Origin of the sequence: Aquimarina sp. Aq78, assembly GCF_900299525.1 — a bacterium.
Classification (GTDB): domain Bacteria; phylum Bacteroidota; class Bacteroidia; order Flavobacteriales; family Flavobacteriaceae; genus Aquimarina.
The window spans coordinates 573,509-598,205 of the sequence record NZ_OMKA01000003.1; the positions used below are offsets into that span (position 1 = coordinate 573,509).

Below are 24,697 nucleotides of genomic sequence, written 5' to 3' on the forward strand. Positions count from 1 at the left end.
AGATTTAACTTCTTTAATAAACTATCTATATCAATGTAGCCAAAAGTATAATTACACAGGAAATAATCCTTTATAAATCAATTTGGACAATATTCATCAATAATTGCTATAGATTCTATATCTCCTAGTTTTACCAACTTTTTAATATCCTGACAGAAGTCCGTATCTCCTTTAGCCAATTTTGCGCCTACTCTTGTTTTTAAAGCTTTTATGTAGTTAGGAAAAATTGTTATTGCTTCAGAGGTATACAAAATTGCCTTGTCATAGTTCTTTTTCTTATAATGTATATCTCCCAGATTGTTATATGCCATATATGAATCCTTGTTGATTTCTATACATTTTTCGTAATATATTATTGCCTCATCATAGTCTTTTTTGTCACTATATAAATTACCGAATCGAAAGAAAGCTAGACTCCAATTAGGGTATAATTTCAGAGCCATATTCAGATCTTCTTTTGCTGCATCAAAATTTTCAAGTTTTGTATAAATTTGAGCCCTATCTAACCAAGCCATTTCATAATCCGGTTTTAGCTCAATAACTTTTGAAAAATCATCTCTCGCTCCTTCTAAATCGTCTAATCTTTCCTTTACAGCTCCCCTAACATAATATGAAATCATTGCATTAGGGCTAAACTCAATGGATTTATCTAAGTCTGATAGTGCAGATTTCCAATCGTGAATTACTGCTTTACACCTACCTCTTTTAAAATAATGTTCGGCATTGGGCCATCTGTTGATAAAACGGGTTTCCATTTTAATTTGTTTCCTCACAGACTCCCAAGATGAAGTATCCGGTAATTTGACAGTATTCGGAATTTCCTGTTCCTGTGCAAAATTATTTGTACAAAAAATTAAAACAAAAACTACATTAATAAACTTGAAATGTAATGTCATACTTCCTTAATTTTATTTTGATTGTTAAACCTTGTTTTCAATTAAGTTTTCTGTCATTACAACATACATCATTTACAAGGTTTTACTTTTTTCTATACTAGGTTTTTTAAATAATGAACTAGAAACTTTTTTCTTATCTATTTTAGCATTTACAAAATTCATTTCACTTTTAACCTCTCCTACTACACCATCTTTATAAGCTCTCCATTTAAGGGATGTAGGAAGCAATATTCCATTTACATCATTCCAATCTGCATATTCTATCAGACTTATTTTTTCGCTAGATTCTTTACTGAAAAATGTAACTGTATAGCCTAGAAATTTCATTTTCCCAGATGGTTTATCGTAATAAAGAAAATAATTGTCTTTGGGTGAATCTCCAATACCATCTCCATAAGATATTTTATAGCCTGCATACGAAATATCACCCACCTTAAGGTCATCTACTTTTTGATATGAAATTCCATCATCACCCAACACAAAAGGCATTGCATAAAAATAGAACATCAAATTGTGATAGAAACGAGGATTTCCCTTGAAATAAGTAGAATCCTGCTCTAACCAAGCTTCTTTACCATCAAATCCTAAAACGAATTTATCTGTTTCTACACGCGCATAACGGGTTTTAAGATCAATAGTGTGTTTTTCGTTTCCTTCAGGCTTAGCAATCTCAAAAATCATGCTATTCATTTGATCAAACGCATTGATACCTCCATGAGCTTTAAAAACAGTAGCAATATCTTCTGGAAAATCTCCAGATCGATCTGGTATAACTTCTTCTTTTTGTTCTTCCCGAACTTTGGTTTCTTTTTCTGGTTTTACTTCTTGTTTACAGGAGATAATAGTTGTAATCAAAAGTGATACTAGGATAAGATTTTTCATGATTAAGATTTGTAAATAAGTTAATTATAGACAGTGTAGTCGTATTACTTAAATTACCTTACAATACTGTATCACCAGTTTTTTGATTTTTTTAAAACTTCTCCAGATTCATAAACATGGTTTTTATCCGAAAAAGTATAATTCCTACTATTATATTTAAAAGTTTTGGGATCTGCACCTTTAATAATTTCTCCTAGAAAAAAAACGTAATTGATGTCTTTTGTATACCCATATTCGATTTCTTCAAAGGTATCAGCATCAGCTTCTTTTAAGGGTATTGTTTCATAATAGATAACATCATCTATTTTGATTATTTTATTACTATCAAAAAACGTTATTCTTTCTGCATTCTTAAAAGGAATACTAACTACCTCATCAACACTTTCTCCATTTCTGCTACTTGTGTGTAGGTATATATATTTATCATCACGAATACAATATTGATTTAACACAGTTACTTCTGATAAGTTCGTTTCAATTTTACGCAAAGGTTCATGATATAAATAATAGTATACCCCTTTATTATCCTTACAAAACTCTTCATTAAGTATTTCAAAAGATGAGTAGTCTACTTTTGTTAGCTTTTCATTATCCCTAAATATGTGATTCTTGTCTTTTGCAAAACTAAAATTTAACTGTATATATGTAGCTGGATCTGCATCTTCTAAAATTTTAAAACCTTCTCCTTTTTCTAAATCATATCGATCATGCATGATATATACATGATTTTTATCCATAGGAATGTTGTAGTCATATTTAACTGTAAAAGAAGGGACATCAATATCAAAATCAAGGATTTTTGCTTCATAGTACACACGGTTTTGATCTTTTGCATATGCTCTACCCAAAACTTGAAAAGTGGCAAAATCAACATTCATTTCATTCTTTCCTAATGAAAACCAATTTCCCATAGGGCTGTATATAATCTCATCCCCATCTCGTGTGTAAAAGTAAGAATCAGATTTCTCCTCATTTACCAATTTTCCAAATGGATTTAAAAAACGATACACTCCATAAATACCCAGTGTAGTTAGTAGTAGAAAAATTGCAGCTAATATCATTAATACTTTTTTTATCATTTTGCTATAATATGCTTCACTTTGTCATGAATCAAAAACAAAATTATAAAAAGTAATACGTAGATTCATCACTGTAAACCGTGATTAGAAATGCAATATTGCTATTAGGTTTTCTGCTTTTTCTTTTTTGCAGCAGGAAAGAGTACATTGTTTAGAATTAAACGATATCCCGGTGAATTAGGATGCAGTTCTAATTCTGTCTTTGGATCGCCAACTCTATGTGTATAATCTTCGGGATCGTGCCCTCCGTAAAAAGTAAAGAATCCTTTTCCCTTAATTCCATGTATATAGCGAGCTTCTGAATTGGTTTTATTTTCGCCCAGTACTAATACATTAGATTTAATCTCATTAGGGTTATATGCTGTAGTTTGCCCCATAAATCCTTTAACCAAAGCCGTATGATTCTGGCAAAGCATAGTTGGGATAGGATCCCATTTTGCAGAGAAATCCATAAGCGTAAAATAATCTGTTGTTTTGGGGATACGGCGTTTTCTAGTCATATCTATTGAAGAAAACTCATATACATTTGGGCTACGCTCTAGTGTAAAGTTCTTAAACGCAAAAGTCTTACTATAATCTATCTTAGATTGGTATCCCGGTTCACTGGGATCTCCATCAAACATAGGCTCACAAACATCAACTCCTTCTGCAGCTATAGCAATCTCAAAACTATCTGTAGCACTACACATGGCAAACATAAATCCACCGCCAACAACATAATCTCTAATTTTTAAAGCGACTGCTAGTTTCTCTTGTGAAACTTTTGAATATCCAAGTTCGTTGGCTAATTTTTCTGCAGCAGCTTTTTCTCTAATATACCATGGAGCGGCTCTATATGTAGCATAAAACTTACCATATTGTCCTGTAAAATCTTCGTGATGTAAATGTAGCCAGTCATATAAGATCAGGTTGTCTTCTAGAACTTCTTTATCATAAATTGTTTTATAGGGAATTTCTGCAAATGTCAATACCATAGTAACCGCATCATCCCAAGGTTGGTTTCCTTTGGGAGAATACACTGCTATTTTTGGTGCTTTTTCTAAGACTACGGCCTCCATATTCTGTGAAGGACTACTTATTTCTTCTAAAATTTCGTTAGTTTCAGCATCGCTAAGTACTTCATACGAAACCCCTCTAATGGTACATTCTTTTCTAATATATTCTGTATCTGGCAATAAAAAAGATCCTCCTCTATAGTTTAGCAACCATTTCACTTTAAGATCTTTACTTAATGTCCAATAGGTAATCCCATAGGCTTTTAAGTGATTTTGTTGGCCATCTGCATCCATCGGAATTAACACATAAGATGCATAAGATTGAAATGTAAATAAAAAAACCAATATAACTACACCAGGGCGAAGCCATCTTTGTTGTAGTACGAAAGATTTAAATATCTGCGTTATTTTAGAAAGGTACTTCGTCGTCATCATCGCTAGAGTCATTTATGCTACTCCCAAAGGCTTCATCTGCACTAGGAAGATGACTTGTACTAAGTGGCTCATCTTCACTACCATCATTCATTTTTGAATGAAACTCAAAAGGAGTACTAAAGTCATCTAAGTTATCAAATTTACCCAAGTGACCAATAAATTTTAACCTAATATTTTCTAAACCACCGTTACGGTGTTTTGCCACGATGAATTCTCCTTGCCCTTGAGTAGGAGATCTTTCTTCATCATCCCATTCGTCAATTTTATAATATTCAGGTCTAAAAATAAAGGCTACAATATCTGCATCTTGTTCAATCGCTCCAGATTCACGAAGGTCACTAAGTAGTGGTCTTTTACTTCCTCCACGAGTTTCTACCGCACGAGATAACTGGGATAAAGCGATTACAGGAATACTCAATTCTTTTGCTAAAGCTTTTAAGTTACGTGAAATAGTCGAAATCTCTTGTTCACGATTTCCATTTTTCCCTGATCCTCCTGCCGTCATTAATTGCAAATAATCAATAACTATCATTCTAATACCATGCTGCGATGCAAGACGACGTGCTTTAGCTCGAAGATCGAAAATTGACAATGACGGGGTATCATCGATAAATAATGGTGCTTTTTCTAAATCTTTAACTTTTACATTAAGTTGTTCCCACTCGTGTTTTTCTAATTTACCGGTACGTAGTTTTTCTGAAGAAAGTCCTGTTTCTGAAGATATCAAACGAGTAATCAACTGTACAGAGGACATCTCTAAAGAGAAAAAAGCAACAGGAATATTGCTTCCTACTGCCATATTTCTTGCCATAGAAAGCGTTAAAGCGGTTTTTCCCATACCCGGACGGGCAGCCACAATGATTAAATCACTTGGCTGCCAACCCGAAGTAAGTTTATCCAGCTTATCAAAGCCAGATGGAACTCCACTCATCCCTTCTTTGTTTGAAATTTCCTGTATTTTTTTCTTTGCCTGTATAACCAGATTTTGTGCAGTCTCTGTAGATCGTTTTATATTTCCTTGTGTAACTTCATACAATCTGGATTCTGCCATATCGAGAAGGTCAAAAACGTCTGTAGTCTCATCGTAGGATTCTTCAATAATTTCATTCGAAATTTTAATTAAACTTCGTTGTATATATTTCTGAAGAATTATTCTGGCATGAAACTCTATATGCGCAGAGGATGCCACTTTTTGGGTTAATTGTACCAAATAATAATCCCCTCCGGCCAATTCTAATCTCGAATCCTTCTTTAGCTGGCTAGAAACCGTTAATAAGTCTATTGGCTCAGAGTTTTCGAATAGTTTAAATATTGCTTCAAAGATGTATTGATGTGCTTCTCTATAAAAAACATCGGGATTAAGTATGTCAATAATTTCGTCGACCCCTTTCTTATCAATCATCATTGCTCCAAGCACAACTTCCTCTAAATCAACCGCTTGAGGAGGTATTTTTCCTTTTTCAAGCGAAATTACGTTCCCCCGATCGTAATTTATTTGCTTAGTTTGCTTTACTTTTTCCATGACTACGAATGTAAAAAAATTGTAAAAAGATGTACCTAAATACAAAGATACGAATGTCCACCAGTCTTCAACAAATGAACTGTTAATAACTTAATTTTATTGTTAATAAGCATAAAAAAATCTGAAGCTTACAACTTCAGATTCAGGCAGTAAGTGATTTCCTTTAGGGGTTAGTCTTTAAAGACTCCCATATTAGCATACTTTTCCATTCGCTTTTCAACCAATTCTTCTGGTGATAAGTTTTTTAATTCTTCAAAAGATGCCAATATTTTATCCCGTACTGTTTTAAAGGTAGTTTCTCGATCACTATGTGCTCCTCCAAGCGGTTCTTTAACGATTTCATCAACCACTTTAAGATTAACACTATCTTTTGCTGTAAGTTTTAATGCTTCTGCTGCTTGTTCTTTCTGATCCCAGCTTCTCCATAATATAGAAGAGCAATTTTCTGGAGATATCACAGAGTACCATGCGTTTTCGAGCATCAATACTTTATCTCCTACTCCTATTCCTAATGCCCCTCCACTAGCTCCTTCTCCTATAATCACTACAATAACCGGTACTTTAAGGCGAGTCATTTCGAGTATATTACGAGCAATTGCTTCTCCTTGACCACGTTCTTCTGCTTCTAATCCAGGGTAAGCTCCAGGAGTATCAATAAAAGTAACTACCGGAATATCAAATTTTTCTGCACTTTTCATTAAACGAAGTGCTTTACGATATCCTTCTGGGTTTGCCATTCCGAAATTACGGTATTGTCTGGTCTTGGTATTGTATCCTTTTTGTTGACCAACAAACATAAAACTTTGGTCTCCTATTTTTCCTAAACCACCAATCATGGCTTTATCATCTTTCACATTTCGATCGCCATGCAGTTCTAAAAAGGATTCACCACAAATTGCATCTACATAATCTAGAGTATATGGTCTAGAAGGGTGCCTTGACAGCTGAACTCGTTGCCATGGCGTAAGGTTTTTATATATTTCTTTTTTAGTTTCTTTTAGCTTTTTTTCAATTTGCTTACACGTATCGGTAACATCGACTTCGCTTTCTTCACCGATAGCGCAAGCCTTCTCAAATTGTTCTTCGAGTTCCTTAATGGGGAGTTCAAATTCTAAATATTCCATATCAAGAATATATTTTATATTAACTAGGGTTAGCCGACAAATATAAAAACTTTACTTCGTAATGTTATGCAAAGTTCCTTCTCTTTTTCTTTTTTTAGCATTTTTGAATATTCCGTTTAAAACAACTGTGCCAAGAATAATCGCTGCACCATAGTAGAATTGGGGGTTCATCTTTTCTGCTTCTCCAAAAATCAGGAAAGCTAATAGTATCCCATATACAGGTTCTAAGTTAGTCGTTAACATTACTGTATATGGAGTCAAATATTTCATTACCTGTACAGAACCTATAAAAGCATAGGCCGTACAAACCGACGCCAATAATAACATATACATCCAATCTGAAGTTGTTAATTGAAAAAACGAAACTGTAAATCCATCGGATGTTGTGCCAAATATTGTTGCCCCTAACAAATATACAGTTACAACCCCTACACCACTTAATAATTCATAAAATGAGATTACAGATGGATTATATTGTTGTGCTACCTTACCATTTATCAAGGAAAAAACCGACGATAAAAAAGCAGAACACAATGCATAAACAATGCCTATAAAGTAATCTCCTTCAACTTTAAAAATAATATACAATCCTGTAATCACTAAAAGCCCGAAAAGAATTTCATACCATATTACCTTTCTTTTATAGAAAATGGGTTCCAAAATCGAAGTAAAAAAAGCTCCTGTAGACATCATGGATAGTGTTATAGATACATTAGAAACTTTGATTGCTGCAAAAAAAGTAATCCAGTGCAATGCTATGACAATTCCCGCCAAAAAAAGTGTGAAAAATAATTTTCTTGAAACCGCTATTGGTAATTTTTTGAAATAAATGTAAACATAAATAAATATTGAAGCCAGAAGCATTCTATACCAAACCAGTGGTAATGCTTCGATAGATATCAATTCTCCAAGAATAGCTGTGAACCCCCATATAAACACTATAAAATGTAAATGCAGGTAATTAAAAAGTTTAGCGTTTGGCATTGTATAAAAGATAAATCGCTAAGATTCCAAAGGATATATTAGGGAACCATACAGCAACTATTGGTGGAAAATCAGATTGGTTGGCCATTGTACCTAAAACTTTATCAAAAAAGATAAAAACGAATGCTAATGAAATACCAACAGCCAAGTTAACTCCCATTCCTCCTCTTCTTTTCATAGAAGAAACAGCTACACCGATAATGGTAAGAATAAATGCAGATACCGGTATACTCCATCTTTTATAAGCAACAACTTTATATCTATTAATATCAGACGACCCTCTTTTACTTTCTTTTTCGATAAATTTACTTAACTCTGCGTAATTAAGAGTCTCTGCCACATACGTAACCGGGGTAAATTCATCTATATTAAAAGGCAAGACAGTATCCTTTGTTTTAGCCTTTTCAATAATATCTTTATTTTCTAATACAGTTCGTTTTACATAATCTCTCAATTCATAGATACTATCTCTAAACACGATTCTTCTTGCCGAAATCTTTATCTTTAATCTATTACCATCAAAATATTCTAATGTAAAATTAGTAGCCGATTTATCTAGAGGTTTAAAGTTATTGGCATATAAAAACATACTATCATTAAGCTGTCGATATACGTTTTTAGTTTCCTGTACTTTTTTACCTTTTTTAAGGTAAGAATATTTAAATTCATTAAATCCCTGACTGGCTTTTGGAGCCAAAAACAATCCCATAGCTAATGCTCCAAAACAAATAATAATTGCACCTATCATATAGGGTCTAAGAAACCTCCAAAATGAAACTCCTGAGCTTAAAAAAGCTATAATTTCTGTTTTGTTAGCGAGTTTAGAAGTAAACCAAATTACAGATAAGAATACGAAGAGAGGAAATAGTAAATTGGCAAAATAAACGGTAAAGTCAAGATAATACTCTATTACGGCATCAAGAGGAACCTGATGTTCCAGCATATTATCTATTTTTTCTGAAAGGTCTACTATTATTCCTATAGGGATAAAAAGCAGAATCATTGTAAAAAATGTTCCCAGATATCTTTTAAGTATGTACCAGTCCAGTATTTTCAATCTATAATCTTTTATCCATTTGTTTAACCATCATATTCTTCCAGGAATTAAAATCACCGGCTAAGATATGTTTTCTAGCTTCGCGAACCAACCATAAGTAGAAACCTAAATTATGTATTGTTGCTATTTGTTTTCCTAATAATTCATTTACTGAAAAAAGATGTTTTAAATACGCCTTAGAATACTCTGTGTCTACAAAAGTGATAGCCATGTCATCTATTGCCGAAAAATCATCTTCCCATTTTTTATTTTTTATATTAATAGTTCCATGTGCTGTAAATAACATCCCGTTACGCGCATTACGAGTGGGCATTACACAATCAAACATATCTACACCAAGAGCAATATTTTCTAAAATATTAATAGGTGTTCCTACTCCCATTAAATACCTTGGTTTATCTTCTGGCAAAATATCCGTAACTACTTCTGTCATCGCATACATTTCTTCTGCCGGTTCTCCTACAGACAATCCTCCAATTGCATTACCAACGGCTCCAGCATTCGCAATATATTCTGCCGATTGTTTTCTAAGATCTTTATAAGTGCTTCCCTGTACTATTGGAAAAAAAGCCTGATCATACCCATACTTAACCGGAATTTTTTCTAAATGTTGCATACAACGATCTAACCACCTGTGTGTCATATGCATACTTCTTTTTGCATATTGATAATCACAAGGATAAGGTGTACACTCATCAAATGCCATGATGATATCTGCCCCAATAGTACGCTGAATTTCCATTACATTTTCTGGAGTAAACACATGAAATGAACCATCAATATGGGACTTAAACTTCACTCCTTCTTCTTTTATTTTTCGATTAGCTGATAAAGAATATACCTGATAACCTCCACTATCGGTAAGGATATTTCGGTCCCAGTTCATAAACTTATGTAATCCTCCCGCTTTTTCTAAAATAGGAGTTTGAGGTCGTAGATATAAATGATATGTATTTCCTAAAATAATATCGGGATTAATATCATTTTTTAATTCTCTTTGATGTACTCCTTTTACGGTAGCAACTGTTCCTACCGGCATAAAAATCGGTGTTTCTATAACACCGTGATCTGTACTTATTTTACCTGCTCTCGCTTTACTTAGAGAGTCTTTGGACAAAAGGTCAAATTGCATAATTCCTGTTTGATGGAGCGCAAAGATAACTAACTAAAATCACATTGGTGAACTTAGGTTTTCTAAAACTTTTTGTTATTAACATTAGTTTCTTAATTAAAAGCAGTCTATACATTTTGTCACCGCATACAAAACCTGTACTTTTGGGGCTTTATTATCAAGAAATTAGCAATATAATGCCAAAAACAAAACAATTAGAGGATTTTGCAACACAAGTACGTAGAGATATTTTACGACAAGTACACAAAGTTAATTCTGGTCATCCAGGAGGATCTTTGGGATGTACAGAATTTTTTGTTGCCCTGTTTCAAGAAGTTTTAGATCGAAAAGATGATTTTGATATGGATGGTATCGATGAAGATATCTTTTTCTTATCCAATGGTCATATTTCACCAGTCTATTATAGTGTATTAGCACGAAGTGGGTATTTCCCTGTAGAAGAGCTAAACACGTTTAGGCTAATTAACAGTAGATTACAAGGACATCCTACAACTCATGAAGGGCTTCCTGGTATTCGTATTGCTTCTGGATCATTAGGACAAGGAATGTCTGTAGCTTTGGGTGCTGCACAAGCAAAAAAATTAAATAATGACTCTCATCTTGTATATAGTCTGCATGGTGATGGAGAGCTTCAAGAAGGACAAATTTGGGAAGCTGCTATGTATGCTTCAGGAAAAAAAGTAGATAATCTTATCGCTACCATTGATTATAACGGTAAACAAATAGATGGTTCTACAGACGATGTTCTTCCGCTAGGAGATCTAAAAGCAAAATTTGAAGCTTTTGGCTGGGATGTTATGGAAATTAAAGAAGGTAACAATATTTCTGCTGTTACTGAAGGTCTGAAGGAAGCAAAAAGTAGAACAGGTAAAGGAAAACCTGTTTGTATATTAATGCATACTGTAATGGGGAATGGAGTTGATTTTATGATGCATACACATGCATGGCATGGTAAAGCTCCTAATGATGAACAGCTAGAAATTGGATTAGCACAAAATCCTGAAACCCTAGGAGATTATTAAAAATCATAAAATGAAAATAGCTAAACTAGCATTCTTTATATTGTGCTTATTGACATCTGTCTCTTCTTTTAGTCAAAAAATAGTAATCGATTATTTTGTTGATTATGAAATTGAAACTAAAAAAAAGAAAGATACTATCACTATAGGGTTTAGTAAAAACGGTGATTATTTGTATACTGACTCTGATGCTCTGGTAAAAAATTTCCAAAGGTCTGTGTTTAAAAGACGAGATGCAGATATTAAAAATTCTGAAATGCATATTGTTTTTGATATCAAACAACAGTTTGTCTATTTTCTAATGAGTTTTGATAAAAATGAGTTTTTCATGAAAATGAATGTTAATGATTTTATTCCTTCTACAAGAGATAAATCCCCATTTGATGGTATAACACAATTTATTCTTGAAAAAACAGAAGATAACATTCAAATTGAAAATACAGATTACAATATTCACCAATTGTATCCTGATAATGAGCCTGAAGAAAAAATCAAAATTGTTTATTCAGAAGATATGAAATTTAACAATTCTATCCTTATGAATTCAATTTATACTATGCTGTCGGGTTCTAATGTATCAGAAGATATTAAAATACCAAAAATTAATGGGGTTATATTATATCTTGCCAGTAAAAATAAAACTTTAATCAAGGCAGTAAAAACAGATAGTAATCCTAAAACTTTAGATATTAACTTTAGTTATAAAATAACAGAATGAAAAAATATATAGACACAGGAAAAAAAGATACTCGTTCTGGTTTTGGAGCCGGTTTAGAAGAATTAGGTAAAACTAATGAAAATGTAGTGGCATTATGTGCCGATTTGATCGGTTCTTTAAAAATGGATGCTTTTATCGCTAATCATCCCGAACGTTTTTTTCAGATTGGTATTGCTGAAGCAAATATGATGGGAATCGCAGCAGGGTTAACTATAGGTGGTAAAATCCCTTTTACAGGAACGTTTGCAAATTTCTCTACAGGACGTGTTTATGATCAAATTCGTCAATCTATAGCGTATAGTGATAAAAATGTAAAGATTTGTGCTTCGCATGCTGGTCTAACACTAGGAGAAGATGGAGCAACACACCAAATTCTGGAAGATATTGGCCTTATGAAAATGCTACCAGGAATGACAGTAATCAATACATGTGATTATAATCAAACTAAAGCTGCTACTCTGGCAATAGCGGATTACGAAGGCCCGGTTTATTTAAGATTTGGAAGACCAAAAGTTGCTAATTTCACTCCAGAAGATCAAAAATTCGAAATCGGAAAAGCAGTTCTACTACAAGAAGGAACCGATGTAACTATAGTTGCTACTGGTCATTTGGTATGGGAAGCTTTACTAGCAGCAGAATCATTACACAAACAAGGAATTAGTGCAGAAGTCATCAATATACATACAATAAAACCACTTGATGATGAAGCAATTCTAAATTCGGTAAAGAAAACAGGGTGTATTGTTACTGCAGAAGAGCATAATTTCTTAGGAGGTTTAGGAGAAAGTGTTTCAAGAGTTTTAGCACTGCACAATCCTGTACCACAAGAATTTATTGCAACAAATGACACTTTTGGAGAAAGCGGAACACCAGATCAGTTAATGGAAAAATATGGCTTAAATGCAGAAGCTATAAACAAAGCTGTGTTAAAAGTTGTAAAAAGAAAATAATACTTTTAAATAATATTAAGAAAACCTTCTGATTTATTTCAGAAGGTTTTTTGTTTTTATAAAAAATAAAACAAGAAGACATTCGTTCTCTATAGACTAGCCTTTATACCAAAATCACTCAAATTATTTATTAATCTTTAAATCTGGATTACGCAATAGATAATCTATTACAGTTTGAAGCAACTTCAAACCCTGATGATGCTATACCATATTTTTTTAGTGTAAATGCATCTAACGCTATGTAAAACTAAGAAAGCATCAGGTTTTATTGCATTTTAAACCCTAATAACAAAGTTCTATTATATAATCCCGATTGAAGCAAAAATTATTTTACAATGAAAAATGTATTTATCTTTTTTATGTTATTTACTTCTTGCGCCTTACTAGCACAGGAAAAAAGAGTAACTTTTGGAGTAAAAGGAGGGCTTAATTATGGAGATAATGGTAAAATCGAGATTACCGATGTCACAAGAACAACAGCAGATGATAGGGTTGGGTATCACTTGGGGGTATTCTTAAGAGGAAAATTAACCGATAATATTTATCTCAAACCAGAATTACAATACACAGTCAACAACAGTACCTACAAACTTGCAAATGCAGAGCTCGATTACACGATCAAGAAATTAGATTTACCCATTCTTTTAGGAATTTCTGTTTTGGGACCAATACATGTCTTTGGAGGCCCAGCATTACAGTATATTGTTGAAACAGATCTGGAAGATGTAAGGCTTGGTGATGTTAAAAACGAGTTTACTGTTGGATTACAATTTGGTGCCGGTGTACAATTTGGCAGATTTAACGCAGATATACGTTATGAACGTGGACTTAGTAAAAACACTGCAGAATCAATAGATAAAAGCATAAGAGTAGATTCTAGACCGAATCAACTCATTATAGGTCTTTCTCTGGACTTATAGATCTAAATTTGTTTAAAAAAAAACTCCGATTTTTCAATCGGAGTTTTTTTTATTCATTTTTTAAATCTCTATCATCAGCATCCAGATGATTCTTTATACCATCGCCGTCATCATCATAAAATGTAATTTCATCCAAGGTAATAAACCCATCATTATTACTGTCATTAACTGTTATCTCATCTTTGGTTAATGTACCATCTCTATCATCATCATTATCTAAATAATCTGGAGCAGTATCTTGATCTGTATCATCATTTGCATCCCTTAATAACAAACGATCACCATCTATATCTTCTAAATAAGACGGCAAACCATCTCTATCATGATCAGCCTGATTAACTTTATACAATTGAATGTTAAAAATTAATGGAGAATATGCTGGGATACTTGGACGAGCTTCATTAAAATAAGCTAAACCAGAAGGCATAAACACAACCAGGTTTCCATAACCTGTATGTGTAACTGAACCATCACCATTCTGAACAAAACTCGAAGCTCCTTTAAAATCTACTAACGATTCTCTAAAACCCTCTACAACAGACACTAAATCAAACCACACAGGATTTACTGCATTATCAAACACCCTATTAGAAGCCGTTGGCTTATACAGCAATTCTCCCTGATATGTCACCAGAGTAGAATCTGCAAAAGTTGGTTGATGTGTACCTTCGCCTTGATTTAGGTTTAAAATGTACAACGTGTATTCAACATCGTTCCTTGTAATCTTTTTAGTTGTTAAAAGAGGTGAATCCAAAATTGATTGCTCTCCTATATTTGCATCAGCTATTGTATCTAACTTTGCAAGTTGGTATTCTGGTGTAGCGTCATTATTTATAAACACATCTTCAAGAGTATAAAAATGTGTTCTCAAATAATCCTGAAGTGCTGCATCATCAGTTATTTGTTGTTCTCCCCTATCTCTTGGAGGAACGGCAGTTCCACCACCATCATCATCGTCTTTTTTACAAGCATATAAAACCACCAAAGCTAGCACAATGGCACAGCTATATTTTATTACATTCATGTATTTACTTTTTTGAAGGCGCAAGATACGATTTTCTTGTACTTTTGTTTCACAATTATTTAATATAAAAACGCATTTTAATTATTTTTTATGCGAGTTGACAAATATTTATGGTGTATTCGATACTTTAAGACACGAAGTATTGCTACAAAAGCATGCAAAGATGGTAAAATTCGTGTTAACGGAAATATCATCAAACCTTCCAGAGATATCTATCCTATGGATAAAATTACTGTTCGTAAAAATCAAATTAATTATGAACTTATGGTACTCGATACACCAGACAATCGAATTGGAGCTAAGCTCGTCGATATCTATCGTAAAGACACTACTCCAAAGGAAGCGTTGCAAAAATTAGATCTTTTAAAATATTCTAAAGATTATTATCGAAAAAAAGGTACCGGAAGGCCTACCAAAAAAGACCGAAGAGATATCGATGATTGGTATTCTGATGATGAAGTAAATGATGGCGAAATAAATGATAGTGAAGAATGATCCCGAATAAAGAATATTGGAAATATCGTTATCAAAATAGACAAACGGGATGGGATATTGGTTTTGCTTCTCCTCCTATAACCAATTATTTTGATCAGTTGAAAGATCGTGATCTTAAAATTCTGATCCCGGGTTGTGGAAATGCCTATGAAGCAGAATATTTGTTTAATCAGGGATTTAAAAACATCTATATATTAGACCTTGTAGAAGATGTATTACAAAGTTTTAAACGACGATTACCTGAGTTTCCTTCTGAAAAATTAATTTGTGCCGACTTTTTTAAGTATAAAGGAACATTTGATCTAATCATCGAACAAACTTTCTTCTGTGCTTTATCCCCAGAACAGCGAAGAGATTATACGAATAAAATCTCAAACCTTCTTTCTCCAAAAGGAAAACTGGTCGGAGTTTTATTTAATAAATATTTTGAGCATAAAGGACCTCCTTTTGGAGGAGATAAAAAAGAATATGAACTTTTGTTTTCTGAGTCTTTTACTATAAAAACATTAGAAAACTGTTATAATTCTATAGAACCACGTATGGGTAACGAACTCTTTTTTATATTTGAAAACCCGTTATAAATTTTTATAAAACTCTATTTATAATTAAAAACAATCATTAGTAATAGTTTATTTACACTATTATAAATAGCAATCAACAATTCTGAAATATGCAAACCGACAACAATATAATTCTTACCCACGAACAAATACAACACAAAATAAAACGTATTGCATATCAGATTTATGAAACTAATGTTGATGAAAAAGAGATTATAATTGCAGGGATAGCAGAGAACGGATATATATTTGCCAAGCGCTTAAAAATCATATTAGAAGATATCTCTGACTTAAAAATAACGTTATGTAAGGTTACAATGAATAAAAAATCTCCTCATAACACTGTAAAAACTTCAATAGAGGCATCTGATTATCAAAACAAACCTGTAATTCTTGCAGATGATGTACTAAATTCTGGTACTGCTCTTATTTATGGTGTAAAGCATTTTCTTGATGTTCCTCTTACCAGATTTAAAACTGCGGTTTTGGTTAACCGAAACCATAAGAAATACCCAATTAAGGCCGATTTTAAAGGAATCTCTTTATCTACTTCATTACATGAGCATATTATTGTAAAGTTTGGAGATGAAGATCTTGCTATTTTAAAATAAAAAAGTTTTAATTTCTTCACTTATTTGATCCTTACTTTTTTGATCAGTAATTACTTTGTAATCAGCTTGATTATAGTAAAAAGATCGCTCAAACAAGTGTTTACGAACAAAATCCTTAAGTTCGTTTGGTGTAGTAACATGAGAAATCAATGGTCGTTTGCTCCTTTCTGCAAATAACCTTTTTGTTAGTTCATCTAACGAGGTTTGTAAATATATACTTTTTGCATTTTCATTATTTGCTACAATTTCTAAGTTACCTGCAAAACAAGGTGTACCTCCACCAAGAGAAATAATGGTGTTTTTATATGTCTCTAACACCTCTTTAAAGTATAAAGATTCCTTTTTCCTGAAATATATTTCACCTTGATCGTCAAAAATCTTTCTAATTGATTTTTTTTCTTGAATTTCTATAAAATCATCCAAATCAAGATAACTCAATTTCATTTTAGCAGCCAAGTCTCTGCCTACCAGGGATTTTCCGCTTCCCATATACCCCATTAAAACTATATTCATACTGTAAAAATTAAATAGATATTGCTCAAAAAAAACATCATTTTAAACAAAATACAAATTTATATGAATTTCTTCTTGAAAAATAAATTAATGATAGTATATTTGCACCCGCATTCAAGGAAAAAAGAATGTCTGACCTGGTAGCTCAGTTGGTAGAGCATCTCCCTTTTAAGGAGAGGGTCCTGGGTTCGAGCCCCAGCCCGGTCACAAATAAATAATAGTTGATTATTATTTATTCAGTTCTTAAAAATATCTGATAATGAAATTATCAATGACCTGGTAGCTCAGTTGGTAGAGCATCTCCCTTTTAAGGAGAGGGTCCTGGGTTCGAGCCCCAGCCCGGTCACTAAAAAGTATCGTAATTTTTACGATACTTTTTTAGTTTTATGTTATATTGTAGTATTCATACTGCCCAGGTGCTGGAACTGGTAGACAGGCATGGTTGAGGGCCATGTGTCCATTAGGGCGTGCGGGTTCGACTCCCGCTCTGGGCACACTATACTGTATAGTGCACATCTTTAAAAGTAATAATACACAATATTCTTCCTTTCTTAGAGAATTACATTCTTCAAAACTACCAATACCATTTTTTTATTTATCAAAATATTCAATCACAAGAAAATCCTTTCTCTTTTATTCCATATACCTGAATATAAAATTACGTATTTCCACGTATTTGGAAAGACAATAACTCTAATTACCTTTGATTCATAATGTTATGATTAAAACTCATAACTATAGCCAATTAAATATTCAACACTAAAAAAAATATTATGAATCTTTTTAGAACCAAATTCAGATTTAATTTCAAAGTAGTCCAAAATTTTTTATCGAGTCTTCCTGGGGCCTGTAGTCATGCTATTCATAGATAAAGCTATTACGCTTATAAAAAATAGTTTTTCCGCATCTAATTTGTATAATACTAAAACGATCAATCATGAAAACTAACCTAAAAATTAATAGTTATTTCTTTGCAAAACTCTGCCTATTATTTAGTGTAGCTTCACTTCTTGCTGTTATAATGATGATTTAAAAAAATAGACAGGGATAAATTTATCTCTGTCTATTACTGTACTAAACTAATAATACAAACTCAACTATAGGCTAAAATTAATTCTTGCAAATAAGAATCTTCCGATATATCCAAATTGTGATGTTCTTCGGGAATACACTAATTGATCTCTGATAGCCCCTCCTACTCGATTCTCATCGGGATAGATATCTCAATAAATTACTGACTTCTATTTTAATATTAGTATTTTTTGTCATTCTAAAATCTATACAATACCTGACCCCTCTTTATACATGTGTTTTCTGAAGCTTCATTACTATAAAAATAGTAATAAAACTATATTTTTAGTAATATTACTAAAAATATAGTTACATTTGCCGTATGAGAGATTTAACAAAAGCTGAGGAGCAAATAATGCAATACCTCTGGAAGCTAGAAAAAGCATTCCTAAAAGATATAGTTGATGAGTTTCCCGAACCTAAGCCAGCATACACAACAATATCAACAGTTATAAGAACTTTGGTTACAAAAAAATTTATAAACTATAACTCATACGGTAGGATTCGTGAGTATTTTCCTTTGGTATCGAAGGAAGTATATTTTAAAAATCATTTTAAGCAGGTTATTGGTAACTTCTTTAGTGGCTCTATAAGTAAATTTGCTCTCCACTTTGCTAATGACGAAGATTTAAACTTATCTGAATTAGAAAAAATGAAGTTATTAATTGAAGAAAAAATAGAAAAACTAAAAAAAGAAAATGAATAATTACTTAATACACACATTAGAAGTAAGCTTTTGTTTTTCAGCTATGTATATAGCATTTCATTTCTTTTTACGGAAATTAACTTTTCATAAAATCAATAGAATTATACTATTAATTTTATTACCACTTTCGTTAATACTTCCTGTTTTAAACGAGGCTGAACTACCGTTTAAAAATAATCCTATTGACATCCCAAGTTTTGACGAATTCATATCATTTAATCATCTAACAGTACCAAATCATAAAGAGAAAATCATAACTCCGAAGAGCAATAGGAATATAATTGATTATCTATTTATATTTTACTGTATCGGCTTTGTAATATACATAATACGATTACTGATTCCTATACTACAATTATATCGTATAAAGAGAAAATCAAAAACTTATATCAAAGAAGGTTACCATTTTATCACTGCTGATGTACCTACAATATTCTCTTTTTTTAATTGGATCTTTATTCCAGAGAGTAAAATAAATGATTATGAACAACCAATCATTGATCATGAAAAAGTTCATAGTAAATCTCTACATACTATAGATTTAATTTTTACTGAAATTTATATCGCTTTACACTGGTTTAATCCTTTTGTATATTTTTTCAAAAAATCAATTATAGCTGTCCACGAATTTCAGGCAGATCAGGCTGTAATCAATACACAAATTAAAAAATCATATTATTTAGAACTTTTATTTAAAAACATAACCGCAAAGCAATCTATTAAATTATATAGTTATTTCAATCAATCAATTATCAAAAAACGAATAGACATGATCACAAAAAACCATTCTACTAAAACAAACATTATACGATATATAATATTAATTCCTGTTCTTCTTTTTCTTCTAATGGCTTTCACAAAACCAATACATGAATCAGAAGATGAATTTGATTATACTATTGTACAATCCATAAATACTGAAATAGACAAAAAAGACCCTCCTTCCATTTTTCCTGTAAAAGATGGTTCTATCAAAGATATTACAGCATCTTTTGGCAAAAGTTTTACACATCCTATTGAGAAGAAAAAAATAGTTCACGGAGGTATTGACATTAGAGCAAAACAAGGTGTTCCTGTTTTAGCAACAGCAGACGGCATGATTGTAAACACTTCCTCAAAAGAGGATTGGGGTAATTTAATAGTAATATCTCATGCAGATGGTTACGAAACCTGGTATGCGCACTTACAAGGTTTCAATATTAAAAATGGTGAAAAAATTAAAAAAGGCCAGATTATCGGGTATGTAGGAAGTACTGGTAAATCAACAGGATATCATCTTCATTATGAAGTACGATTAAACAGAGAAAGAGTAAATCCTATGGATTACTTTAAAAAATAAGGTACCAGATATAATAGATTGTTTAAAAGACAGGGATAAATTTATCCCTGTCTTTTACTGTACTAAACTAATAATACAAACTCAACTATAGGCTAAAATTAATTCTTGCAAATAAGAATCTTCCGGTATATCCAAATTGTGATGTTCTTCGAGAATACACAAACTGATCACCAGCAGTTCCTCCTGCTCTATTATCATCGGGATATACATCTAATAAATTGTTAGCTCCTATGGTAATATTAAGGTTTTCAAAAACCTTTGCAGAAACAGAAAGGTCGGTTATCACTTTTCCTCCATAAACAGCATCATCACTAACTATTGTTCCTTCGACTCTTGGGTCTCCATTAAAATCATCTGGATCGGTTACCTCTCCAAAGAATACGTTTCTTAGTAGCACATTATATCTTCCGATAGATAATGCATTGGTAAGGCTTAATTTTGTTCTTGGTTGTGCCAACGTTAGAAAAGCCTCTTCCTGGGCATCAAAGAAGTTACCTCCCTGACCTGCACTAGCAATTCTAGCCGGAATTCTAATCTCCTCTACCTCAGTTTCTGCAAATGTAGCAGACAGATCACTTTTTAAAGTTGCATTTTCGCCAAAGTCAGCTTTATGAGAAATCACAACATCTATACCTTGAGATTTTGTATCAATTGCATTCACAAAGAAACGCGCACTGGTAGCTCCTGCATCCTCAAATATCTGAGTAAGCTCTGCATCTCCTCCGTTTCCAAAACTACCGCTATACACTATTCTATCATCGATAGTAATCAAATAGGCGTCTGCAGTGATTGTGAAATTCTGAATTTTTGCTGTAAGACCAAGACTATAACTATTAGAAGTTTCTTCCTTTAATTTCGCTATCCCAATTAAAGTCGCTGCTCTACTATCATTGGTAAACGTACCTTGCTCAAAAGGTTGATTATCCACAAAAACTGTGCTGGTTCTACTAAAAAATTGCTGGTGTAACGATGGTGCTCTAAATCCAGTACTATTAGCCCCTCGTACAGAAAAATTATCTGATATCTTATACCTGGTTGCTAGTTTATAGTTAAAAGTATCTCCAAAATCAGAATAGTTTTCATATCTCCCTGCCAAGCTAACTAACCATTGCTTTGTAAAATCAACTTCCAGATCGATATAGCCCGCAATACTATTTCTATATTTATCGGTTTCGTTATTCGGATCATATCCTCTAAACACTTGTGAACCTCCACCAAGTACAGCTCCCGTGAAATTATTTTGAACTAATTCATTATCGGGAGTAGTACTGGTTACGGGGTTTCCGTTAATATCATAACTGGTATAAGAAGCTTCCTCTCCTGCTGTAATCGAGTAGTTCTCTACTTTGTACTCTGCTCCCATTGCAACATTAAATCCTTCAAAAATATCTTCATGAAATTTGCTAATATCCAGATTAGTAGTATTCTGCATAAAACTTAATGCTCCTGCATCAAAAGTTCTTGGTGTTGCAACACCCAAGGTTCCATTACTAGAATTACCAACAGTGATGTCAAAAGTATTGATCCCATATGTATTCGAGAAATCTACACTCCAATCTTTAATCTTACCTTTAATTCCCAGTGCGATAGATTTGTCAACAATATCTGTTCCTATATTAGGTAAGAATCCATTAGGAAATGCTGGTGTATTAGCTCTACCATCTCCTTGTGCTGGTCTTCTGTAAAACCCAGATGCCAATCCTTGTCGATAACTAATACCACCAAAACTATAAATCTCGGTATCATCACTTAGTGGGATAGACATATTGGCAAAGAATTTCCCTTCTCTTAATTTGGCTGTACCTACTTTAAATCTAAAATCCGTACGAGTTAATCCACGAGCTGTCAATTCTGCCTCATCGACATCTATATCCAATAATCCCCTGAAAGTATCTACATCTGCAGGATTATTAACATCTAAAGCTGCGATCTGGTCCTTAACACTCTGATCCAGGTATGTGATTCCTTGAGCAGCAGTTTGATAATCTGCAAGTGTCATTTCTGCTACATTTCCTCCTCCTGCTGCAAAAACACGTTCTGCTCCATGAAATCCTTTAAAAATATCTCCTTGATAATCGCGATTACGTAATGCTGGTTCTCTGGTAGAAAGTGATCCTGTAAAATTGATAAATCCTCCATTTTCTCCTAGCGCCAATCCATAATTTGCTTCTAATTTTACTTTCTCTCCATCACTACCTCCATCAAACTGATTAGAGTTTTCACTAAAATTAGCTCCAGTAGTAAGCGTAAGATCTAATTTACCTGTTGCCTTTTTCAATACAATATTAATCACGCCAGCAATGGCATCAGAGCCATATTGAGCAGCGGCTCCATCTCGTAATACTTCAATTCTTTGAATAGCAGCAGTAGGAATTGCGTTCATATCTGTACCTACACTACCCGCTCCAACGGTACCATTTACATTAACCAATGAAGTATTATGCCTTCTTTTTCCATTAATTAATACCAAAACCTGATCGGGTCCTAAACCACGTAAAGAAGCTGGATCGATATGATCTGTACCATCAGAAACAGTTTGGGTCTGTGACGTGAATGAAGGAGCTGCATAATTTAAAATTTCATTAATCGAAGTCTGTGGTCCCTGAGTAGCCATCTGAGTGATATCGATAACATCAATTGGCACCGCAGTTTCTGTAGCTGTACGACTAGGATTTCTAGACCCTACAAGAATTACATCATCTAATTGCGCAGCAGCATCTTGTAATACTATCTCAATAAAATCTTTACCCGTTACATCTACCTCTGTAGTTTCAAAACCAATATAAGAAACAATCAAAGTATTGTTTTCGCCTGATAAATTAATCGCAAAATTACCGTCAAAATCTGTTTGAGCCCCAGTTGTAGTTCCTTTAACCAACACATTTGCGCCGGGTAATGGGTTTCCATTAAAATCTTTGACATTTCCTTTAATCTCACGTTGTAACTCTATCTTCTCTTTAAGTAAATGAGTTTTTTTCAATATCACTTGTTTCCCGATAATAGAATATGAGATATCTGTTCTATTAAACAAGAGTTGCAGAACTTTATCCAGAGTTTCTTTATTAACCTGGATTGTAGTCTTTTGACTTAGATTTACTTCATCATTAATGTAAAAAAACTTATATGATGTTTGGTTTTTAATTTCTTCAATGACTTCAGATAATGGTGTTTCCTCGAAATCAAGTTCTATTTTGCCTTGTGAAAAGCCCGAAGTTGCCATCATCTGAAAGATGGAAAAACTAAATAGAACCAGTGTAAGTTTCATTTTTAATACAATTGATTGGTACGCTACGTGTGAAAATAGCGCATGATTACCCTTTTTTTTCATATTTTTGAAAAGTTTGATTGTTAAGTACTCTGTTAAATAATAATCGAATCAGTAAGGGAAGTGTAGCAGCACTTCCTTTTTTTTTACGGATTGATTGTAATGTTCTTACCTTTTATTTCATATGTAAATTTTAAAGTTTCTGAAAATGTTCTCAGGATTTCTTCGATATTCTCTACATCAAATTCTCCTGTAAAATGTGTGTTATTTAATGTTTTGTTATGACTTGTTATCGAGACATCATAGCTGCGTTCTATCCTTTTAAATGCATCTATAAAGGATTCATTTTGTAGTATAATCTTTTTATCCATCCAAGAAGTGTATAAGGATGTATTTACCTTTTGTTTATGCATAATTTTTTTATGCTTACTAAAAATTGCTTGATCGTTTGGTATTAGTTGCAATGAGCTTGTATTCTCATTTTGATCGTTGACAACCACAGCACCTTCTACCAATGTTGTTTTTACCGTAGCATCTTCAGCATAAGAAGATACATTAAACTGGGTTCCTAAAACTTCTACATCTACATTTTCTGTTTTTACTATAAACGGCTGCTCTTTATTTTTGGTAACATCAAAAAAAGCTTCTCCTTTTAGATAGACCATTCTATTTTCTTTTGTAGGCATAAAATGTTGAGGGAATTTTAAACTACTCGCCGCATTTAGCCATACTTTGGTTCCGTCGGATAATGTGAGCTGAAATAATTTTCCTTTAGGAATAGAGATTTCAATATACTTAGCTTCGGTCACCTCAGTACCTGGCTGAACAATAAATTGATTCTGATCTTTTTTACCAATCAAACTACCACTAGCATTTATGATATCCGCTTTATCATTAAAATCAGTATACGTAACGGTACCATCTGCCTGAACAATTTTGATTTTATCCACGGGTAGAGTATTTGCCTCAACAACAGTAGAGTTTGTTTTAACAGTAGAAACATTCTGAGTGGTATAATAATATCCTCCTAGAAGTATCCCTCCTAAAACTGCAGCATACTTTAATACCGTTGACAGAGATTTTAGACTAATCACCTTAACCTTCTTTTCCTCAATAGTGTGGATAAAACGTTCATAAGCAGAGTTTGGATCTGCTGGTAGCTCTTTGTTTGTAGCATACCATTTCTTTATTTCTTGCTTAAAAAGGATTTCATGGTCAGGATTTTCAGCCAACCATTGTTGTAATGCCTGTCTATCTGAGGACGAAATGTCTCCTTCTAGGTACTTCTTAATTATTGTTAAATAATTATCCATTCTTCATTTTTTCTATTTAAAAGATGCAGAAAAACCACAAATCCCCTACTTTATTTTATTTTTTTTAATTTAGTCGGTGATTTTTAT

At 32.9% G+C, this 24,697-nt stretch carries 22 protein-coding genes and 3 tRNA genes; 12 read left to right on the forward strand and 13 right to left on the reverse strand.

The features are described 5' to 3' along the window. Positions 1-77: 77 nt before the first annotated feature. From DG435_RS07390 to tgt, 9 genes are all read right to left on the reverse strand, one after another. The gene (locus DG435_RS07390) at positions 78-896 is read right to left on the reverse strand and encodes a tetratricopeptide repeat protein (protein WP_106792631.1); all 819 of its coding nucleotides are present in this window, start codon (positions 894-896) and stop codon (positions 78-80) included. A 72-nt stretch (positions 897-968) separates the two neighbouring features. Then, entirely contained in the window at positions 969-1,778 is an 810-nt protein-coding gene (locus DG435_RS07395; protein WP_106792630.1) for a hypothetical protein, read from the reverse strand. 71 nt (positions 1,779-1,849) lie between these two features. Continuing rightward, positions 1,850-2,839 (reverse strand): DKNYY domain-containing protein, encoded by a 990-nt coding sequence (locus DG435_RS07400; RefSeq protein ID WP_159025573.1) that lies wholly within the window; start codon positions 2,837-2,839, stop codon positions 1,850-1,852. 122 nt (positions 2,840-2,961) lie between these two features. After that, positions 2,962-4,287, reverse strand: a complete 1,326-nt coding sequence (locus DG435_RS07405; protein WP_369871770.1) for an asparagine synthetase B — start codon at positions 4,285-4,287, stop codon at positions 2,962-2,964. Further along, positions 4,262-5,809, reverse strand: a complete 1,548-nt coding sequence (gene dnaB / locus DG435_RS07410) for a replicative DNA helicase (RefSeq protein WP_106792628.1) — start codon at positions 5,807-5,809, stop codon at positions 4,262-4,264. The genes DG435_RS07405 and dnaB overlap by 26 nt, the downstream gene beginning before the upstream one ends. Positions 5,810-5,979: 170 nt before the next feature. After that, the gene (locus tag DG435_RS07415) at positions 5,980-6,933 is read right to left on the reverse strand and encodes an acetyl-CoA carboxylase carboxyltransferase subunit alpha (RefSeq protein WP_024768721.1); all 954 of its coding nucleotides are present in this window, start codon (positions 6,931-6,933) and stop codon (positions 5,980-5,982) included. 51 nt (positions 6,934-6,984) lie between these two features. Beyond that, the gene (locus tag DG435_RS07420) at positions 6,985-7,917 is read right to left on the reverse strand and encodes a DMT family transporter (protein WP_106792627.1); all 933 of its coding nucleotides are present in this window, start codon (positions 7,915-7,917) and stop codon (positions 6,985-6,987) included. Beyond that, positions 7,904-8,974, reverse strand: coding sequence for an LptF/LptG family permease (locus tag DG435_RS07425; RefSeq protein ID WP_106792626.1), 1,071 nt, complete (start codon positions 8,972-8,974; stop codon positions 7,904-7,906). Before DG435_RS07425 ends, DG435_RS07420 begins: the two co-directional genes overlap by 14 nt. Before the next feature lies 1 nt (position 8,975). After that, positions 8,976-10,106, reverse strand: a complete 1,131-nt coding sequence (gene tgt, locus DG435_RS07430) for a tRNA guanosine(34) transglycosylase Tgt (RefSeq protein ID WP_024768724.1) — start codon at positions 10,104-10,106, stop codon at positions 8,976-8,978. A gap of 176 nt (positions 10,107-10,282) precedes the next feature. Between tgt and DG435_RS07435 the strand changes: the two genes are divergently transcribed. The 4 genes from DG435_RS07435 to DG435_RS07450 all read left to right on the forward strand — a co-directional run bounded on the left by DG435_RS07435 (position 10,283) and on the right by DG435_RS07450 (position 13,713). Then, the gene (locus DG435_RS07435; protein WP_106792625.1) at positions 10,283-11,128 is read left to right on the forward strand and encodes a transketolase; all 846 of its coding nucleotides are present in this window, start codon (positions 10,283-10,285) and stop codon (positions 11,126-11,128) included. A gap of 10 nt (positions 11,129-11,138) precedes the next feature. Then, complete coding sequence (locus DG435_RS07440; protein WP_159025572.1) at positions 11,139-11,843, forward strand: hypothetical protein; 705 nt, start codon at positions 11,139-11,141, stop codon at positions 11,841-11,843. Continuing rightward, on the forward strand, positions 11,840-12,793 hold the full coding sequence (locus tag DG435_RS07445) for a transketolase family protein (RefSeq protein WP_106792623.1): 954 nt from the start codon (positions 11,840-11,842) through the stop codon (positions 12,791-12,793). The genes DG435_RS07440 and DG435_RS07445 overlap by 4 nt, the downstream gene beginning before the upstream one ends. Positions 12,794-13,128: 335 nt before the next feature. Next, a complete protein-coding gene (locus tag DG435_RS07450) occupies positions 13,129-13,713 on the forward strand; it encodes a porin family protein (RefSeq protein ID WP_106792622.1) in 585 nt (194 codons plus the stop codon). A gap of 49 nt (positions 13,714-13,762) precedes the next feature. Here DG435_RS07450 and DG435_RS07455 read toward each other — a convergent pair whose 3' ends face one another. Further along, positions 13,763-14,737 carry an FKBP-type peptidyl-prolyl cis-trans isomerase gene (locus DG435_RS07455; protein WP_106792621.1) on the reverse strand — a complete coding sequence of 325 codons (975 nt, stop codon included), beginning with the start codon at positions 14,735-14,737 and terminating at the stop codon, positions 13,763-13,765. Between the two features lie 90 nt (positions 14,738-14,827). Here DG435_RS07455 and DG435_RS07460 point away from each other — a divergent pair, with 90 nt between their 5' ends. The 3 genes from DG435_RS07460 to DG435_RS07470 all read left to right on the forward strand — a co-directional run bounded on the left by DG435_RS07460 (position 14,828) and on the right by DG435_RS07470 (position 16,403). Further along, entirely contained in the window at positions 14,828-15,232 is a 405-nt protein-coding gene (locus DG435_RS07460; RefSeq protein WP_106792620.1) for an RNA-binding S4 domain-containing protein, read from the forward strand. After that, positions 15,229-15,813 (forward strand): methyltransferase domain-containing protein, encoded by a 585-nt coding sequence (locus tag DG435_RS07465; protein ID WP_106792619.1) that lies wholly within the window; start codon positions 15,229-15,231, stop codon positions 15,811-15,813. The genes DG435_RS07460 and DG435_RS07465 overlap by 4 nt, the downstream gene beginning before the upstream one ends. 89 nt (positions 15,814-15,902) lie before the next feature. Further along, positions 15,903-16,403, forward strand: a complete 501-nt coding sequence (locus tag DG435_RS07470) for a phosphoribosyltransferase family protein (protein WP_106792618.1) — start codon at positions 15,903-15,905, stop codon at positions 16,401-16,403. On the opposite strand, the gene DG435_RS07475 is transcribed toward DG435_RS07470, so the two are convergent. After that, a complete protein-coding gene (locus DG435_RS07475) occupies positions 16,395-16,916 on the reverse strand; it encodes a shikimate kinase (protein ID WP_106792617.1) in 522 nt (173 codons plus the stop codon). The two genes, DG435_RS07470 and DG435_RS07475, sit on opposite strands and share 9 nt — an antisense overlap. 134 nt (positions 16,917-17,050) lie before the next feature. On the opposite strand from DG435_RS07475, the gene DG435_RS07480 reads away from it, so the two are divergent. The 5 genes from DG435_RS07480 to DG435_RS26045 all read left to right on the forward strand — a co-directional run bounded on the left by DG435_RS07480 (position 17,051) and on the right by DG435_RS26045 (position 20,032). Then, positions 17,051-17,123: transfer RNA gene (locus tag DG435_RS07480), tRNA-Lys, on the forward strand. Between the two features lie 66 nt (positions 17,124-17,189). Continuing rightward, positions 17,190-17,262 (forward strand) — tRNA-Lys (locus DG435_RS07485). A gap of 64 nt (positions 17,263-17,326) precedes the next feature. Further along, a tRNA-Leu gene (locus DG435_RS07490) sits at positions 17,327-17,410 on the forward strand. A gap of 899 nt (positions 17,411-18,309) precedes the next feature. Then, complete coding sequence (locus tag DG435_RS07495; RefSeq protein WP_106792616.1) at positions 18,310-18,693, forward strand: BlaI/MecI/CopY family transcriptional regulator; 384 nt, start codon at positions 18,310-18,312, stop codon at positions 18,691-18,693. After that, entirely contained in the window at positions 18,686-20,032 is a 1,347-nt protein-coding gene (locus tag DG435_RS26045) for a M23/M56 family metallopeptidase (protein WP_106792615.1), read from the forward strand. The genes DG435_RS07495 and DG435_RS26045 overlap by 8 nt, the downstream gene beginning before the upstream one ends. A gap of 85 nt (positions 20,033-20,117) precedes the next feature. Here DG435_RS26045 and DG435_RS07505 read toward each other — a convergent pair whose 3' ends face one another. Beyond that, complete coding sequence (locus DG435_RS07505) at positions 20,118-23,360, reverse strand: TonB-dependent receptor (RefSeq protein ID WP_234387093.1); 3,243 nt, start codon at positions 23,358-23,360, stop codon at positions 20,118-20,120. Between the two features lie 83 nt (positions 23,361-23,443). Next, the gene (locus tag DG435_RS07510; RefSeq protein ID WP_106792614.1) at positions 23,444-24,610 is read right to left on the reverse strand and encodes a FecR family protein; all 1,167 of its coding nucleotides are present in this window, start codon (positions 24,608-24,610) and stop codon (positions 23,444-23,446) included. Positions 24,611-24,697: the final 87 nt, after the last annotated feature.